General features: G+C 40.2%; 13 protein-coding genes. 5 read left to right on the forward strand and 8 right to left on the reverse strand.

Going from position 1 to position 17704, the window contains the following annotated elements:
• Positions 1-307: 307 nt before the first annotated feature.
• Positions 308-982 (forward strand): response regulator transcription factor, encoded by a 675-nt coding sequence (locus IAE20_RS10245; protein WP_200461032.1) that lies wholly within the window; start codon positions 308-310, stop codon positions 980-982.
• A 16-nt stretch (positions 983-998) separates the two neighbouring features.
• Positions 999-2324, forward strand: coding sequence for a sensor histidine kinase (locus IAE20_RS10250; protein ID WP_200461033.1), 1326 nt, complete (start codon positions 999-1001; stop codon positions 2322-2324).
• 30 nt (positions 2325-2354) lie between these two features.
• Here IAE20_RS10250 and IAE20_RS10255 read toward each other — a convergent pair whose 3' ends face one another.
• From IAE20_RS10255 to IAE20_RS10265, 3 genes are all read right to left on the reverse strand, one after another.
• Complete coding sequence (locus tag IAE20_RS10255; protein WP_200461034.1) at positions 2355-3158, reverse strand: serine/threonine protein kinase; 804 nt, start codon at positions 3156-3158, stop codon at positions 2355-2357.
• A 152-nt stretch (positions 3159-3310) separates the two neighbouring features.
• Positions 3311-4498, reverse strand: a complete 1188-nt coding sequence (locus tag IAE20_RS10260; protein ID WP_200461035.1) for an ammonium transporter — start codon at positions 4496-4498, stop codon at positions 3311-3313.
• Positions 4499-4717: 219 nt separating this feature from the next.
• A complete protein-coding gene (locus IAE20_RS10265) occupies positions 4718-5206 on the reverse strand; it encodes a hypothetical protein (RefSeq protein WP_200461036.1) in 489 nt (162 codons plus the stop codon).
• Between the two features lie 122 nt (positions 5207-5328).
• On the opposite strand from IAE20_RS10265, the gene IAE20_RS10270 reads away from it, so the two are divergent.
• Positions 5329-6234 carry an AEC family transporter gene (locus IAE20_RS10270; RefSeq protein ID WP_200461037.1) on the forward strand — a complete coding sequence of 302 codons (906 nt, stop codon included), beginning with the start codon at positions 5329-5331 and terminating at the stop codon, positions 6232-6234.
• 151 nt (positions 6235-6385) lie between these two features.
• Here IAE20_RS10270 and IAE20_RS10275 read toward each other — a convergent pair whose 3' ends face one another.
• Positions 6386-9289, reverse strand: a complete 2904-nt coding sequence (locus IAE20_RS10275; RefSeq protein WP_200482274.1) for a valine--tRNA ligase — start codon at positions 9287-9289, stop codon at positions 6386-6388.
• 247 nt (positions 9290-9536) lie between these two features.
• Between IAE20_RS10275 and IAE20_RS10280 the strand changes: the two genes are divergently transcribed.
• The gene (locus IAE20_RS10280; RefSeq protein WP_200482275.1) at positions 9537-10217 is read left to right on the forward strand and encodes a hypothetical protein; all 681 of its coding nucleotides are present in this window, start codon (positions 9537-9539) and stop codon (positions 10215-10217) included.
• A 25-nt stretch (positions 10218-10242) separates the two neighbouring features.
• On the forward strand, positions 10243-11049 hold the full coding sequence (locus tag IAE20_RS10285; RefSeq protein WP_200461040.1) for an SDR family NAD(P)-dependent oxidoreductase: 807 nt from the start codon (positions 10243-10245) through the stop codon (positions 11047-11049).
• A 56-nt stretch (positions 11050-11105) separates the two neighbouring features.
• On the opposite strand, the gene adeK is transcribed toward IAE20_RS10285, so the two are convergent.
• Genes adeK through IAE20_RS10305 form a run of 4 tightly spaced genes read right to left on the reverse strand, consistent with a single transcriptional unit; the run spans position 11106 to position 17659 of the window.
• Complete coding sequence (gene adeK, locus IAE20_RS10290) at positions 11106-12557, reverse strand: multidrug efflux RND transporter AdeIJK outer membrane channel subunit AdeK (protein ID WP_200461041.1); 1452 nt, start codon at positions 12555-12557, stop codon at positions 11106-11108.
• Positions 12557-15736, reverse strand: coding sequence for an efflux RND transporter permease subunit (locus tag IAE20_RS10295; RefSeq protein ID WP_200461042.1), 3180 nt, complete (start codon positions 15734-15736; stop codon positions 12557-12559). The genes adeK and IAE20_RS10295 overlap by 1 nt, the downstream gene beginning before the upstream one ends.
• 12 nt (positions 15737-15748) lie before the next feature.
• Positions 15749-17023, reverse strand: coding sequence for an AdeA/AdeI family multidrug efflux RND transporter periplasmic adaptor subunit (locus tag IAE20_RS10300; protein WP_200482276.1), 1275 nt, complete (start codon positions 17021-17023; stop codon positions 15749-15751).
• A 21-nt stretch (positions 17024-17044) separates the two neighbouring features.
• The gene (locus IAE20_RS10305) at positions 17045-17659 is read right to left on the reverse strand and encodes a phosphatase PAP2 family protein (RefSeq protein ID WP_200461044.1); all 615 of its coding nucleotides are present in this window, start codon (positions 17657-17659) and stop codon (positions 17045-17047) included.
• Positions 17660-17704 lie beyond the last annotated feature (45 nt).

Here is a 17704-nt window from a genome sequence, read left to right on the forward strand (position 1 = left end):
TTCTAGGATACTTTAGTTAATTTGACCGATACAGATTACCCCATTTGGATCATTTAATTAGCTAAAAATAAAAGCGCATAAAGACGAAAATGATGGCAAGTATTTATTCGATATAAACGTTTGCTGGATTTATATCGGACTAGTCATTTTAAACATAACCTGTTTAAATACGGATGAAAATAAACATTTTAATGTTCAGATGACACTGTCATTGTACTTAATATATTTCAGATGTATTGAATATTGGGTCGACATGACATACTGATAGAAATCCTGATAATAAATTGATTAGCTGTGAGCCAATACCATGCCTAAAATCCTGATTATTGAAGATGACTTCATGATTGCAGAGTCCACGCTCACTTTGCTTAAGTATCATCAATTTGATGTGGACTGGGTAAATAACGGAATTGATGGTTTAGCACAACTTGCAAAACAAACTTTTGACCTGGTGTTGCTGGATCTTGGTTTGCCCATGATGGATGGTATGCAGGTGCTTAAACAAATTCGACAGAAAACCACCGTTCCTGTATTAATTATTTCAGCGCGTGATCAACTTGAAAATCGTGTAGATGGTTTAAATCAAGGCGCGGATGACTATTTGATCAAACCTTACGAGTTTGACGAGTTACTGGCACGTATTCATGCATTATTGCGCCGTAGTGGTAAAGAGGCGCAGGCCACTAGTCAAGATCAAATTCTCAAAAGTGGGGATGTTATCCTTAATATCGAAAAGCATGTTGCCACCGTAAAAGGTCAGGAAATTGAACTTTCTAATCGTGAATGGGCAATTTTAATTCCACTAATGACTCATCCTAACAAGATTTTTTCCAAGGCAAATCTGGAAGATAAATTGTATGACTTTGATAGTGAAGTCACCAGTAATACGATTGAAGTTTATGTCCATCATTTGCGTTCTAAACTGGGTAAAGATTTTATTCGTACAATTCGTGGTCTAGGTTATCGTCTTGGGCATAGCTAAGGGATTCTAATTATCTATGTTCCAGCATTATTCTTTAAAGCGACGCCTAATTTGGTACACGTCTATTTTTAGTATTTTGCTGGGCTGTGTTCTTATTTTTTCAGCGTATAAAATTGCTTTGCAGGAAAGTAATCAGATTCTTGATGCGCAAATGCAATATCTGGCTAAACGTGCCGCAACTCAGCCCTACGCAGCTGTAGTGAGTCACTTTGAAAACGATCGCGTCTATCGTGAAGAAGACTTGTTCGTTGATATCTGGGCTTACAAAGATCAGAGCCATTTAAGTCATGCGGACCGTTTGCTGGTTCCTCCTGTCAAATATGCGGGATTTTATACACAGCAGACCGAACATGGAATCTGGCGTACTTATGTCATGCCAACCAAAGATTTCCAGATTCAAATTAGCCAACAACAAAAAGTCAGACAGGTGATGGCATTGGAGCTGGCAGGTAGTATGTTTCTACCTTATGTCATTATTTTGCCTTTTGCTTTGATTGGTTTGGCAGGAATTATTCGGCGTAGTTTGAAACCACTCGATGACTTTAAATCTGAGTTGATTCAACGTGATTCTAATGATCTGGCTCCTATTCATGAAAAAGATTACCCGGAAGAACTTTCTCCAACCATTCATGAAATGAACCGCTTATTTGAACGAATTTCAACTGCACAGCAAGAGCAAAAACAATTTGTTGCCGATGCTGCTCACGAACTGCGGACTCCGATTACAGCTTTAAATTTGCAGACCAAGATTCTATTAAGCCAATTTCCAGACCATGCAGCATTACAAAACTTAAGCAAAGGCTTAGCACGTATTCAGCATTTAGTCAGCCAACTTTTGGCTTTGGCGAAGCAAGATGCCTCTATGAATAGTCTTGAACGTTTTAGTACATTTCAACTGAATAATGTCGCCTTGAACTGTGTAGAGCAGTTGATGAATTTAGCCATGGAAAAAGAAATTGATTTGGGCTTTGAGCGCAATGAAAATATTGAAATGGTAAGTATCGAACCTACCGTTCATTCCATCATTTTTAATCTGATTGATAATGCGATCAAGTACACTCCCGTTGATGGCGTAATTAATATTTCTGTATATGAAGATGAAAATAGCTTCGCGTGCGTGCAAATAGAAGACAGTGGAGCAGGGATTGATCCCCAATACTACGATCAGGTATTAAAACGCTTTTACCGTGTTCATCATCATCTAGAAGTCGGCAGTGGTTTAGGGCTATCCATTGTGGATAAAGCAACGCAACGTTTGGGCGGAGAGTTAATCCTTTCACAAAGTCCAGAATTGAGAGGGCTTTGTGTATTGGTACGTTTACCGAAGATATTGAAGAGCTAACTGGTTTTGAAATAATCTGGCCAGTTTCAGTCAGATCATTGGAAGAGGTTCCTGTTGTTCAAGTTTCCTTAAAAACAGCATACATTTTTGGATTCGTTTTCCATCGTTGCCCAATTTTTCTGGTTTAAAATGTAATATCCATTGTAACTTATGCCCAATTTTGCAGATCTCGCGAAAAACTTTGAGATTTTTACTCAATGCATCATAAAAAATACTGCTGGCTTGGTCGAGCTCATCTAATCTAAAACGATAAGAAGATGAAAAAATAAAACATAACCAATCGCGTATTTGACAGTCTTTTAAATCTAGGATTTCTCCGGGATCTGTTTCAAAATCAATAAAAGTGAAATGATGGTTTGCATCTACTAAAATATTTCGAACAAAAGCTTCACTTAAATAGCTTCCCTTGTTATGAAGACCTTGAATTTCAGCTATGGCATCAGAATAAAGCTTTAATCGCTGTTCAGTATAGGATGCTTGTGCAAGAGCATGATCAAGTTGCATGACATGTTGACCATTATTCGCTGCGTCCTGCAGTAAAATTCCGTCGTCAGATAAAGCAAGGACTTTGGGTGTGTTCACTCCTAATTTTGCAAGAGAAGTAATCCGTTGATATTCGCATTGAATCGCTTTCTTACCGCCATAATTAGGGACAGGTGTCAGCGCTTCGACATGAAGAAAGCGTGCGAGCCATCTAAGCGGCGTATAAATCCAGATCGAATGCCGCAGGGATGCTTTTTTTAGCCAGACTTTGCCATGCTCTAATTCATAAGCCTGAATAGATTCATTCTGTTGATCGAGGGATATATGAAGAAAATCCGCAAAGTTAGCCATAAATTTTAACCCCGCATTTTATTATGTGTATTTTAATTCGATTTTTAGAGCATGTCACTTTTTAGAAATATAGTTTAAACATAATAGAAAGTTCAGTCAAAAAACGGCTCTACAGAACCGTTTCACGCACCATTTAACCCGATTTGAATGATTTAAAACATTCCTTCTTCTGAGTTGGCAGAAATTTTGTGAATAGAAAGATCTGCACCCTGAAATTCTTCTTCCTGTGATAATCGAATGCCCATGGTCACTTTTAAAAGACCATACACAATGAAACCACCCATTAAAGCAATACTCACTGCCAGTAAGCTTCCAATCAACTGGGATATAAAAGAAACATGACCTAAGCCACCCAACCACTGTTGTCCAAATATTCCAACAGCAAGACCGCCAAATACGCCACATACTCCATGCAAAGGCCAAACGCCTAGGACATCATCCACTTTCAGTTTATTTTGAGTATAAGTAAAGAGCTTAACGAAAATTACTCCCGCAATCGCCCCAATAATTAATGCACCAAAAGGGTGTACAACATCAGAACCAGCACAAATAGCAACTAAACCTGCCAAGGGACCATTGTGTAGGAAGCCTGGGTCATTTTTGCCCACCAGATTTGCACTTAATGTACCGCCTACCATTGCCATAAGTGAATTAATGGCTACAAGACCAGAAATCGCATCGACGCGCTGTGCGCTCATGACATTAAAGCCAAACCAACCCACAATCAAAATCCACGAACCTAAAGCCAGAAAAGGAATCGAAGAGGGTGGATGGGCGCTAACACGTCCGTCGTTTTTATAGCGACCATGACGTGCACCTAATAAAATTACGGCTGCAAGAGCAATCCATCCCCCCATCGCATGCACGACAACAGAACCTGCAAAATCATGGAAGGGTGCACCAAAATGTGTCTCTAACCAATTTTGTAGACCAAAATTACCATTCCATGCGATGCCTTCAAATAATGGATAAACTAGAGCAACCAATAGAAAAGTAGCAATCGCTTGCGGTCTCATTTTGGCACGTTCTGCGATACCACCTGAAATAATGGCAGGAATTGCTGCGGCGAAGGTCAGCAAGAAAAAGCAACGCATCAAGTTGTAGCCATGTTCTGCCGAAAGTGTTGTTCCCATATGGAAAAAATGCAGACCATAGGCGATATAATAACCCACAAAAAAGTAAGCAATTGCCGAGATTGAAAAATCAGTGAGGATTTTACTTAGTGCATTGACCTGATTTTTATGACGAACTGTCCCTAGTTCTAAAAAAGCAAAGCCAGCATGCATGGCTAATACTAATACAGCGCCTAACAACAAGAAAAAAAGATCTACATTTTGCATAGTTTGCTCAAAATAGGTGCTTAAAACCATTTTTATGACACAATTTTTAGCCGTGTTGCACCAAAATGGTTTAGTAAATCTAAAAAATAGGAATCAAAGTAGTTGTACTTTGATGATAAAAATCATTAAGCAAAAAATGCACCAGTTTAGAGGTTATTTGTCATTTTTTTGATAATCGTGGTGCATATGGGGCAAATATGGTGCTTTTATTGATACAGATTAATTAAGTTTACAGCGTTTACCTTCATATTCGTATCGATTGATTTCGTAGTGTTTACCATTCCAGCGATAGACTGCAAAACAAAAGCCTGGTCCACCATTAGAAATATCAGGCATGTTATTTTGGCCTGTTATTTTTAAAAATTCGGCCACACCAGAATTATTAAACAGCTGTTTCCATTGACCGTGCTTATTTTTTGACAATAAATAGTAACCTGTTCCTGTATTGCCATAGCACATACTACTTGAGTCTGTAATTAGCGCTTCGGGTAAACCATCCTGATTTAAATCTTGATAATTTTCGATAGTTCCCTCTCCACAGGAACCCACCCATTGTTTACCTTGTTGATGAAAGCCAGCAGCCTTAAAAATTGCGGCAGTTTCTTTAGCCGAAGGCTGAGTTGCAGCGGCCTGCACAGATGAAATGCATAATAAGGGGCAAGTAATAAAAAGAGCATTTTGAAAAATTTGAAAAATAGACCGTTTCATACTGAATATCTTATCTTTATTTATTTACTTCATTTTAAACCTAAATTTAAGACATCATCTAGTTTTCATCCTAGAATGGAGTGAGTTGAAAAAAGAATGATAGATCAAAAAAGTGATTATTTATGTCGCATATTCTGCTTGCATTGTTTCCCTTAATTGCTTTAATTGCGACGGGTTACTTATTTAAAAAACACCACTTTTTAAGTGAAGGATTTTGGAATGGCGCTGAGAAATTAAATTATTACCTTTTATTTCCAGCTTTACTCTTTCACACCTTGGCTACAGCAAACATCGACTCGCATAGTCTAAAAACAGTAATTGCCGCTATGTTTATGGTGCTTTTCATCATCACATGTGCGCTTTATATCTTACGTTTTGTAAAGAGGATACCGCCTGCACGGTTTGGTGTGCATGTGCAAAGTATTGTTCGATTTAATACTTATATTGGATTGGCTTTAGTTGCGGCACTTTATCAAAAAGAAGGCATGGCGATTCTGGCTATTTTACTGGCAGTCTGTGTGCCTGTCGTCAATATCATTTCTGTGCTTGCCTTGACGCCTTCAGAACATATGTCGGTTAAGCCTGTTATGGTTGCTCTGATTAAAAATCCTTTAATTCTATCCTGCATTTTGGGTGGTTTGGTCAATGCATTGCATGTTCCTGTTTGGGAAGGTTTAATGAATTTACTTAAGCTATTTTCAGCATCGAGTTTACCATTAGGATTGCTCTGTGTTGGAGCTGCCTTGCAGTTTAAGGAGATGAAAAAGGATGTTCCTGTTTTAATTTTGGATACTTTTGCTCGATTACTATTGATGCCGGCATTGGCTTATTTTGTTTGTTTGCATTTGGAGCTTTCAAAGTTAGAAAGTCAGATTACTGTAATCTTTTTTGCGTTACCCACAGCCTCTGCTGCATATATTCTGACGAAGGTGTTAAAAGGTGACAGTCAGCTTATGGCCGCGGTGATAAGTTTTCAGACTTTATGCGCTGCGGTGACTTTACCGTTAGTTATTTGGTGGGCGGGGTGATTTTATTTAATTATTCAAACCACTTATTGAGTCTAATATTTTTAATATTTCGAGTAATGAGCGTTAAATCTTAGAGTATGGCAATTGTGACCATATGACAGTATAAAGGGCTGAATATTCAGCCCTTTATACTGCAGGTTAAATTTAAAGATTAAAGCGCAGCGATCTGCTCCATACTCGCTTTAATTTTAACTAACTGATCAGCACATTCAGCTAACTTCGCTTTTTCGCCTTCGACCACAGCTGCAGGTGCTTTTGCCACAAAACCTTCATTACCCAATTTATTGGCAATTTGATCATGCTGCTTTTGGACTTTATCCAAGTCTTTTTGCAAGCGTCCAAGCTCTGCTTTCGGGTCAATCAAACCTTTCATAGGTACAAATACAGATGCATGGCCAATGACGCTAGAAGAGGAAAGTGGTGGTTCTTGATCTTTAGTCAAGAACTCAATACTTTCAACCTTTGCCAAGGCTTTAAATAAGGACTCAATACGCTCGATTTGAGTACGTTCTGCATCTGAAATATTTTGTAGTAAGACAGGCAACAGACGTGCATTACCCAAGCCCATTTCACCACGAATATTACGAACAGCACCAATCAAACCTTGCAACCATTGCATATCGGCTTCAGCTTGTTCATTGATCTTGGCTGCTTCAGGCACAGGGTATTGTGCCGTCATAATCGTATCACCACCTTTACCAATCATTGGTGCAAGTGTTTGCCAGATTTCTTCAGTCAAATATGGCATTAATGGATGTGCCAGACGTAAAGATGCTTCCATTACTGCCAGAAGGACACGGCGAACTTCTGCTTTACGTTCGGTAGATACATCAGCATCATTGAGAACGGGTTTAGTGAGTTCAACATACCAGTCGCAGTATTCATTCCAGATAAAGTCATAAATGGTTTGGGCGGCAAGATCTAAACGATATGTTGCAAATGCTTGATGAACTGCTTGCTCAGCTTTTTGCAAACGACTCATAATCCACTGTTCAGGTAGTTCCCAAAGCTCTGGACGAGCTTCTTGAGCCACGGTTTGGCCTTCAACATTCATAAGAACGAAACGCGTTGCATTCCAGATCTTATTGCAGAAGTTACGGTAGCCTTCAACACGTTTCAAATCGAACTTAATGTCACGACCCGTATTGGCAAGCGCACAGAAAGTAAAGCGTACTGCATCTGTACCGTAGGCATTAATTCCTTCAGGAAATTCCTTGCGAGTAGATTTTTCAATCTTTTCAGCTTGTTTGGGATTCATCAAGCCAAAAGTACGTTTAGCAACTAGACTTTCCAGGTCAATCCCATCAATCAAGTCTAAAGGATCAAGTACATTGCCTTTAGATTTTGACATTTTCTGGCCTTCACCGTCACGTACTAATCCATGAACATAGACGGTTTTGAAAGGAACTTGCGCAGTACCATCTTCATTCTTCATAAAGTGCATGGTCAGCATAATCATACGTGCGACCCAGAAGAAGATAATATCAAAACCAGTCACAAGAACATCAGTCGGGTGGAAGGTGTTTAAAAAATAATTTTCTTTATCCTTGGCTGTATCACCAGTCCAACCCAAGGTTGAGAATGTCCAAAGACCCGATGAAAACCAGGTGTCCAGAACATCTTCGTCCTGTTGTAAGGTCACATCGTCAGAAATATTATTTTTTGCACGTATTTCTTCTTCATTACGTCCCACGTAAATGTTGCCATCTAGATCGTACCATGCAGGAATACGATGGCCCCACCAAAGCTGACGTGAAATACACCAGTCCTGAATATTGTTCATCCAAGCCATATACATATTGGTATATTGTTCGGGAACAAATTTAATGCGACCGTCCTGAACAGCTTCAATTGCAGGTTTGGCAAGAGGGGCAATTTTTACATACCATTGATCTGTCAATAATGGTTCAACGATTACACCTGAACGGTCACCACGAGGTGCTTTCAAATCATAGGGTTGAATTTGCTCTAACCAGCCTTCGGTTTCTGCTTGTGCCACCAATTTTTTACGGGCAGCAAAACGCTCTAAACCAATATAGTCAGTCGGTGCAGCAATGGTTGCTGAAATCTGTTCACCAGCTTTGGCAATAAATTCAAAATCAGCCAAAATTTCAGCATTTTTATTGAAGATATTGATAATTGGCAGATCATGACGTTTGCCTAAGTCATAGTCATTAAAGTCATGTGCAGGTGTAATTTTAACACAGCCAGTACCAAAGTCCTTTTCGACATATTCGTCAGCTACAATTGGAACTAAACGGCCCGTAATTGGTAATACAATATTTTGACCGATGAGATGTTGATAGCGTTCATCTTCAGGATGTACCGCAACTGCACTATCGCCTAACAATGTTTCAGGGCGCGTAGTCGCTACGACTAGATAGTCATTACCCTCTTGAGTTTTTAACGATTTATCTTCAAAGAAATATTTGAAATGCCACAAAGAACCTTTTTCTTCAACTGATTCAACTTCCAGATCAGAGAGGGCCGTTTGTAATTTTGGATCCCAGTTCACCAAACGTTTACCACGATAAATTAAGCCTTGTTCATGAAGTTGAACAAAGACTTCCTTCACTGCATTGGATAAACCTTCATCCATGGTAAAACGTTCACGTGACCAGTCTACCGATGAACCCAAACGACGAATTTGTTTAGTAATGGTGCCACCAGATTGTTCTTTCCATTCCCAAACTTTTTCAATAAATTGCTCGCGGCCTAAGTCATGGCGACTCACATCCTGTGCAGCCAATTGACGTTCAACCACCATTTGTGTAGCGATACCCGCATGATCTGTTCCAGGTTGCCACAAGGTATTTTTACCCATCATACGGTTGTAGCGGGTGAGGGCATCCATAATGGTATTATTAAAACCATGCCCCATATGCAAGCTACCTGTCACATTTGGAGGTGGAATCATGATACAGAATGATTCCCCCTGACCAGATGGCTTAAAGTAACCTTGCTGTTCCCAAGTTTGATACCATTTTTTTTCGATCTCAGTTGGATCGTAAGTGGTCGCAATGTTTTGAGCAGATTGAGCGTTTGCGTCAGACATAATTTAAAAGTCAAAAGAGAATAAAAAATTGTATCTATTGTAGCAAAAAAACAATGAAAATGGCGCGTTGCGATCAGATTGGCTTAGCGAAGAAAATTGTTATTTATTTTGATTGTAAAGTGGTCTGCTGAGTCAGTAAAAAAGTTTATGTTTTGACCGAAAGTTGTTAAATTTATATCAGATAGTCATTTAACTACTCTACAAAAATAAGCTATAGAAGACGAGTTAGGAATTTAAGGATGATGCAATGGGATATGCAGTCTTTTTAAAAATTAATGAAGCGACACATGGTCGTTTTGAAAACATTAGGACACAGTTGAATTTGGGTGCAGAACAAAGTCAGTCTAAGGCATTGGGGAGCGTTTTATCTGAGATTGCCTGTGAAATTATTGAACAGGTTTTTGCTGAATTATTGCATCAACAAAAACAAAAAAATGATGCACATGCACAGAAACATGCAGCAGAATCGGAAAAAGTGATTCAGCAAATTTTAGACACCATGCGTAAATATATGCCATGGTCTGTTTCTTTTTTTAGTAACGAACGTTTGACCCCTTTAGTGAATTACTTTTCAGACTTATTAAATGAACATAATCGACAGATTTATGTACGCTATGAACTAGATCCTATTTTAGTTCAAGAAGCTTTTGCACATATTGAAAAAGTGCGTGCAGGGCAAATGAGCTATGTTCCTAAGGCATTTCATGTACTCACGCAAATTGTAGATGAAGGCGTAACCAGCCTCATTCGCAAGCCTAAAAAACTCCTCAAGTTTAATATGGTCGTCGATAAAACCTTAAATGGGGTAATTAATATGACGACACATTTGGGATATAAACGGCTTGAGAAACTGGGTGAAAAAATTGATTCTGCGACAGCAAATGAATATATTGAACACTTTCTAATTTTTATGCAAAAAGAAGCGTGATCGAATCATTGATAAGGGAATAAATATGGCGAAGCTAACAACACTTGAAAATAAAATCGTCTGGATTACTGGGGCATCATCGGGTTTAGGTAAGGCTTTGGCAAGAGAATGTGCATTACAGGGTGCACAAGTGGTTTTGACGGCACGTCGATACGATGAACTGGAAAATGTGAGAATTGGTTTATTTAAACCTGAACGACATATTTCAATTGCTGCTGATATTACTGATGAATCTCAAATCCGGCATGCTTATGTACAAGTACTCGAAGAAAAAGGAAAAATTGACTGGTTGATTAACAATGCAGGATTAAGTCAGCGCGCATTAATTCAGGATACAACCATGCAAACTGAACGCGCGATTATGGAAATTGATTATTTTTCACAGGTCTATCTTACCAAAATTGTGCTTCCAACATTTATTCAGCAAAAATCTGGTCGTATTGCTTTTGTTTCGAGTGTTGCAGGACTATTAGGTACTCAGTATCGTGCAAGTTATTCAGCGGCCAAAGCAGCCATTCATATGTGGGCAAACAGCCTACGTGCTGAAATTGCCCAATTTGGTGTGGGCGTTTCGGTTATTTTTCCAGGCTTTGTGAAAACCAATGTTTCCTTTAATGCCCTGAACGGTGAAGGTAAGCCACAGGGGCATCAGGATGACGCGATTGAAAATGGTTTGGAAGCAGATGTGTTTGCTCAGGAAGTCGTAAAGGCACTGATGCAAGAAGAAGAATATATTGTAGTTGGGGGAGCAAAAGAGAAATTAGGAGTGTTGGTTTCTCGATTAGCACCAAGCTTGCTTTATAAAATGATTCGTAAGATGAAAGTTAAATAAACGTATAATTGTTCATCATAAAAAGTCCACCGAAGTGGACTTTTTAATTTTAGAGATTACTGTTTTTTCAGGTCAGCACTAGATGGCTGATGCACTACGGTATCGGTAGAATTCTCTTTTAAACCGCCACCTAAAGTTTTGTACAATTCAATTTGGTTGTTCAAATTGGCTTGTTCAAGTAACAATAAACCTTGTTCTGCTGAGTAAGATGAACGTTGGGCATCCAATACAGTCAGATAGTTATCGATACCCGCACGGAAACGAGCATTAGATAAGTTATATGTAGTATTGGTGGCTTCTACCAGACGACGTTGCGCAGAGATGCGGTCTCCAATATTGGCACGCGTTGCTAAAGCATCGTTAACTTCACGGAATGCAGACTGAATTGATTTTTCATAATCAGACAATGCAATTTTCTGGTCAGTTTCAGAAATCTTGATGTTAGCGCGTCGAGTGCCCCAGTCAAAGATTGGAAGATCAATGCTTGGTCCAATTGACCATGCACCTGAACCGCCTTTAAACAAATCACTTAATTCAGCCGAAGCATAACCTGCTGAACCCGTCAGGCTAATCGTTGGGAATAATGCGGCTTTTGCTGCTCCAATATTGGCACCAGCGGCGCTCAATTGATACTCTGCAGATTTTACGTCTGGACGATTATTCAACAAGTCACTTGGTAAACCTGTAGCAAATACATTTTGACGTGTAACAGATTTAACAGGCTGATTTGGAAGTAAGTTCTGCGGAACAGCTTGACCCACTAACAGATTTAACAGGTTTTGTGCCTGTGCAATCTGGGTCTTGTAATTCGCGACATCATTACGGGCTGTTTCAACAGAAATCTGGGCCTGACGTAAAGGTACTTCACTATCAATACCAACATCAAAACGTCTTTTGTTCAGGTTATATGAGTCAAGTTGTGCTTTAAGGGTTTGATCAGCTAATTTTAAATTCGCACTAGCGAAAGAGTAGCTTAACCATGCCTGAGCAACTTGACTGACCAGACTAATTTGTGTGGCATCACGCGCACTTTGAGTCGACAGATAATTATCTAGCGCAGCATCTTTTAGACTACGCACACGTCCCCAGAAATCCAACTCATAAGAGGTTACACCTAATCCGACTTGAAAAGTTGAATAAGGATTATTTGGATCACGGCTAGGCGTTACCTGACGAATCGCACTACCACTTGCACCAATAGTAGGTAACTGATTATTTTCAGTAATCTGATATTGTTGCTGTGCACGTTGAATATTCAAAGTAGCAGTACGCAAGTCACGGTTATTATCTAGAGCCAACTCAATCACTTGCAATAAGCGAGGGTCAGAGAAAAAGTCTTTGTAGCCTTGTTCTGCAATAGATGTACCTGAAGCACCATAACTATAGCTTTCAGGAATATCGGCTTTGGTAACTGGTTCTGGGCCACGCATGCTTTGACAAGCTGTCAAAGCAAGCGCAAGTGCAGATACCGCAATGCTACGACCCGAAATAGACCATACTTTTTGCATCACGATGTTTGCTCCTGATTATTTGGGGTTTTTGGTTTGTACTTAAAGATACTACGAATCCATACATAAAATACAGGGATAAAGAAAATACCTAAAAGTGTTGAACTGAGTACGCCACCTAGTACACCAAAACCTACTGAGTGCTGGCTTCCTGCACCCGCACCCGAAGAGATGGCAAGTGGTAGAACACCGAAACCGAAGGCAAGGGTAGTCATGATGATTGGGCGTAAACGCATTTTGGCTGCATGCATAGTTGCTGCAAACAATTCCTCGCCTTTTTCCTGTAACTCTTTAGCAAATTCAACAATTAGAATCGCATTCTTTGCAGATAGACCAATCACCGCAATGATAGCCACCCTAAAGTAGATGTTATTGGAAAGGTTGGGATTGTGCAGAATGTGGAATCCAAAGTAGGTCAATAATACTGCACCTAAAACGCCTAATGGCACCACCAACATAACAGAAAACGGAATTGACCAGCTTTCATACAGTGCTGCAAGGCAGAGGAATACAATGAGCAATGAAAGCACATATAAAGCTGTACCTGATTGTCCAGAATCTCTTTCTTCTAATGAAAGTCCTGTCCATTCATGGTCAAATCCAGAAAGTCCCATCGACGGAAGTTTCTGCATGATATCTTCCATAGCCTGCATAGCTTCGCCTGAGCTTACGCCCGTTGCTGGTGACCCCTGAATGTTTACAGATGATACGCCATTATAACGTTCCAGACGTGGTGAACCATACGTCCAGTGACCCGTGGTAAAGGCTGAGAATGGGACCATCGTACCCGCACTGTTTCTTACATACCATTTGTCTAGATCTTCTGGCATCATCCGTGCGGCAGCTTCACCTTGCAAATAAACTTTTTTGATACGACCACGATCAATAAAGTCATTTACATAGCTACTACCCCAAGCAATACTCATCGTATTGTTGATATCTGCCAGACTAACGCCCATCGCACCAGCTTTCGCTTGATCGATTTCAATCTGGTACTGAGGTGTATCTTCCATACCATTTGGACGTACAGCCATCAGACGTTTATCTTGAGATGCAAGACCAAGAATAGTATTACGTGCCTGAATAAGTTTCTGGTGACCTTGACCATCCACATCTTTTAAGATGAAGTCAAAACCTTGACTTACTCCAAGCTCAGGCATAGCGGGAAGCTGAAGCGGGAAGATCATCGATGCATCTTGTACCATACCATTCAAACGCATAGCTCGACCAATAATAGAGCCAACTTGAGTATCGTCAGAAGTTCGTTCCGACCAGTCTTTAAGTCGTACAAAAGCCAGACCTTGGTTTTGTCCTTGACCTGTAAACGAGAATCCAGAAACTGTAAAAATAGAGGCAACGCTTTTCTCTTCTTGTTTTAAGAAGTAGTCAGTCACTTTATCCAGTGTTTGGTCTGTTCTTTCTAAAGATGCATTTGGTGGTAATTGAATTAACGTCATGACCACACCCTGATCTTCATCAGGTAGGAACGAAGTTGGTAAATTACGGAAGATTAGAACAAATATCGCAATAATGATGACATAAAATATTCCAGAGAATATTTTATGGTGTGTCATACGGTCTACACCATTTTGATATTTACCAGAAATTTTGTCAAAACTACTATTAAACCATCTAAAGAAGCGCGCAAAGATATTGTTGCTTTGCTCTTTATTCGGATCATGTTGTTTCAGGAATGTTGCACACAGGGCCGGGGTAAAGGTCAGCGCAATGATCAAAGATAAGATCATGGCTGTTACGAGTGTAATCGAGAATTGTCGATAAATAACCCCAGTGGTACCTCCAAAAAATGCCATAGGTACGAACACCGCAGTCAGAACACTGGTAATACCGATCAGGGCACCTGAAATCTGCTGCATGGATTTTTCGGTTGCAGGAATAGGTTCGAGATGCTCCTCTTGCATAATCCGTTCGACGTTTTCTACGACGACAATGGCATCATCCACCAGTAGACCAATTGCGAGAACCATCGCAAACATGGTCAAGGTGTTAATACTAAATCCAAACAGATTGATCACTGCAAAAGTTCCAAGAACCACGACTGGAACTGCAAGAGTTGGAATAATCGTCGCACGCCAGTTCTGCAAGAACAGGAACATCACGATAAATACCAATACTACCGCTTCGATTAAAGTATGAACCACGTTTTCAATCGATAATTTAACGAATGGTGTGGTATCGAAAGCAATTTCGTCTTTAAATCCTGCTGGATAGTTGGGACGAAGCTTGTCTAATGCTGCCTGTACATTGTTGGCAGTATCTAGGGCATTGGCACCCGTAGAAAGACGGATGGCAATACCACCTGCTTCTTTACCATTATATTTTGAATTGAACTGATAGTTTTCCGAACCTAGCTCAACTCGAGCAACATCACCTAAGCGAACCTGAGCACCCGACGTAGTATTCTTAAGGAAAATATTACGGAATTGCTCTGGTGTTTGTAATAGGCTTTGAGCATTAATGGTTGCATTGATGGCTTGGCCTTGTACAGCAGGTGCACCACCGACCTGACCCACCGCAACTTGAGCATTTTGCGCTTGAATCGCGTTAGATACATCAACAGGAGTCAATTGGTAAGTATTTAGCTTTGCAGGGTCAAGCCATACGCGCATTGAATACTGACCACCAAAGACCTGTACTTCACCTACACCCGGAACACGACTTAAAGGATCCTTAATGTTGGCATTAATATAGTCTTTGATGTCTGCACCAGATAATGAACCATCTGGCGAGTAGAAAGAAATAACCTGTAAGAAACTGGCACCAGATTTCTTAATAGTAATCCCTTGACGCTGTACAACTTCAGGTAAAGATGCTGTCGCAGTTTGCAGCTTATTTTGTACCTGTACTTGCGCGATGTTGGCATCTACACCCTGATTGAAGTTAACATCAATTGCAACGCTACCATTCGATAAGCTTTGTGAACTGATATAACGCAACCCATCCAGACCATTAAGCTGTTGCTCAATTACCTGAGTTACTGAGTTTTCAATCGTTTCAGCAGACGCACCAGGATAAGACGCCGAAATCGAAATTTTAGGCGGTGCAATCGTTGGATACTGTGAAATTGGCATTTTTGTTAGCGTGATAATCCCCGCCAACATAATCACCAACGCGATCACCCATGCAAAGATGGGACGATGAATAAAAAATTGAGCCATTCAGTCTACCCCTTATGTATTTGAAGTAGCTTTTTGTTCAGATTGAGCTTTGTTCTGTTCAACTGGTTTTGCATTTTCAGCATTTGCTTTTGCATTTGGGGCTTGCGGTTGAGTGCCAGTTTGAGCTGCAGGCGCCTGATACGGTTTTGCAGAAACTTGCTGGCCTTCTTTAATTTTTGCTATCCCATCAACAATGATCTTGTCACCTGTTTTTAAACCACTGGTCACAATCCAGCTACTACCTTGTACACCTACAGTCTCGATTTGACGAGATTCTACGACACCTTTTTCATTAACCAGCATAGCAACAGCCTGTCCAGTTGGTGTACGTGTGACGGCCTGTTGTGGTACTAGATATGCATTTGGAATAACTGCTTGCGTAATCTGGGCAGTGGCATACATACCTGGAAGTAATAAATGATTTGGGTTTGAGAAGACTGCACGCAAAGTTACTGTACCTGTATCTGGGCTTACACTCGCATCAGAGAAAGCAAGGTGTCCTTCTACTGGATAAGTCGATCCGTCTTCAAGGCGCAGTTTGACTTTGGTATTATTACTATTGTCCAGACTACCTTTGCTTAACTTTTGACGTAAACGTAATAGTTCTGCACTGGATTGATTAATATCGACATAAATCGGATCAAGTTGCTGAATTGTGACTAGAGGATCAGTCTGATTTGCTGTAACTAAAGCACCCGCAGTGACAGAAGAACGACCAGATTGCCCAGAAATTGGTGAGCGAATGGTCGAATAACCTAAATCAACTTCAGCATTTTTAACTTGTGCTTTGGCCGCGGCAACTTGTGCTTCTGCAACATTCACTTGACCCACTAGGTCATCATATTCCTGCTTTGAAACAGCATTACTTGAAACCAGTTGTTTATAACGATTCATTTTGGTCTTAAGTGAGCTTAGATTTGCATCCTGTTGCAACAATGCTGCTTTGGCATTATCTAAAGTGGCGCGGTTTGTCCGTGAATCCAGTTCATATAATGACTGACCCTCACGAACATAACTTCCCTCAGTAAATAAACGCTTCAGAATCACACCGCTAGTCTGAGGACGTACTTCAGAAATTTGATAGGCTGTTGTACGCCCAGAAAGCTCAACCGTTTGCTCGACACTTTGTGGCTGTGCAACAAGCACGCCGACTTCAGTAGGGGGCATTTGCTGAGCTGCACCAGCTTGCTGCGCATTTTTGGGATCTTTGCTACAGCCAACAAGTGCGATACTTGCTGCTAATGTGCAAGCAGTAAGGGCTGGAGCCCAAAGCTTTGCAGACATCATTGTTCCACCTCGTTTAGATTTTTATCTAACAAATAATTTGTTGTTGTCCAACCTACTTTGTAACCAGAGCCAAAGCAGTGAGATCCAAATAAAACCAATACTCCATCCCGCTAGAACGTCCGTAGGATAATGAACCCCAGCATAAATTCTGGATAACCCCATAAAAAGCAACCATAAACAGGAGGCCCCCATGAAATACACTTTTTGGAAATGGTTCTGAGAAATCAACATTATTAAACTGGCAAATGTGGCGGCATAGACGCTATGGGCACTGGGAAATGACGCACCATAATTTTGCACCAGATGGTAAATCTCTGGCGGTCTGGGCCGATTAAAACACCACTTTAACAACCATCCTAAAGCAATACTGCCGCTGATCCCCATTAAAATGAAGATGAGTGTTGAATACTTTTTATACCAAGCGCAACATAAACACCAGACTGATGTAAAAAATAATACAAATGGCATGCCACCCAGATAAGCCAGAACAATAATAACTTGATCAAGCACCTTATTTCGGTGTTCACTCAGGGTTTGAACTGCATGTAAATCAAATCCTGAAATGAAGGGAGAATATAAGCCAAACACACTCAATAAAAATAAAATGCAACCAATACAAAGTATTAGGTAAGGCATATTTTATAACCTTCAGTTTAACCAAGCTCATCGGTTGGAATATGT

The sequence above is a fragment of the Acinetobacter sp. S54 genome (assembly GCF_016624945.1).
Lineage (GTDB): Bacteria > Pseudomonadota > Gammaproteobacteria > Pseudomonadales > Moraxellaceae > Acinetobacter.

What these genes read in the sequence shown, in the direction of transcription:
- IAE20_RS10270 (WP_200461037.1), top strand. Translation starts at nt 5,329, where the DNA reads ATGTCGCATATTCTGCTTGCATTGTTTCCCTTAATTGCTTTAATTGCG.
- IAE20_RS10285 (WP_200461040.1), top strand. Translation starts at nt 10,243, where the DNA reads ATGGCGAAGCTAACAACACTTGAAAATAAAATCGTCTGGATTACTGGG.
- IAE20_RS10245 (WP_200461032.1), top strand. Translation starts at nt 308, where the DNA reads ATGCCTAAAATCCTGATTATTGAAGATGACTTCATGATTGCAGAGTCC.
- IAE20_RS10265 (WP_200461036.1), bottom strand. Translation starts at nt 5,206, where the DNA reads ATGAAACGGTCTATTTTTCAAATTTTTCAAAATGCTCTTTTTATTACT.
- IAE20_RS10250 (WP_200461033.1), top strand. Translation starts at nt 999, where the DNA reads ATGTTCCAGCATTATTCTTTAAAGCGACGCCTAATTTGGTACACGTCT.
- IAE20_RS10305 (WP_200461044.1), bottom strand. Translation starts at nt 17,659, where the DNA reads ATGCCTTACCTAATACTTTGTATTGGTTGCATTTTATTTTTATTGAGT.
- IAE20_RS10300 (WP_200482276.1), bottom strand. Translation starts at nt 17,023, where the DNA reads ATGATGTCTGCAAAGCTTTGGGCTCCAGCCCTTACTGCTTGCACATTA.
- IAE20_RS10275 (WP_200482274.1), bottom strand. Translation starts at nt 9,289, where the DNA reads ATGTCTGACGCAAACGCTCAATCTGCTCAAAACATTGCGACCACTTAC.
- IAE20_RS10295 (WP_200461042.1), bottom strand. Translation starts at nt 15,736, where the DNA reads ATGGCTCAATTTTTTATTCATCGTCCCATCTTTGCATGGGTGATCGCG.
- IAE20_RS10255 (WP_200461034.1), bottom strand. Translation starts at nt 3,158, where the DNA reads ATGGCTAACTTTGCGGATTTTCTTCATATATCCCTCGATCAACAGAAT.
- IAE20_RS10280 (WP_200482275.1), top strand. Translation starts at nt 9,537, where the DNA reads ATGGGATATGCAGTCTTTTTAAAAATTAATGAAGCGACACATGGTCGT.
- adeK (WP_200461041.1), bottom strand. Translation starts at nt 12,557, where the DNA reads ATGCAAAAAGTATGGTCTATTTCGGGTCGTAGCATTGCGGTATCTGCA.
- IAE20_RS10260 (WP_200461035.1), bottom strand. Translation starts at nt 4,498, where the DNA reads ATGCAAAATGTAGATCTTTTTTTCTTGTTGTTAGGCGCTGTATTAGTA.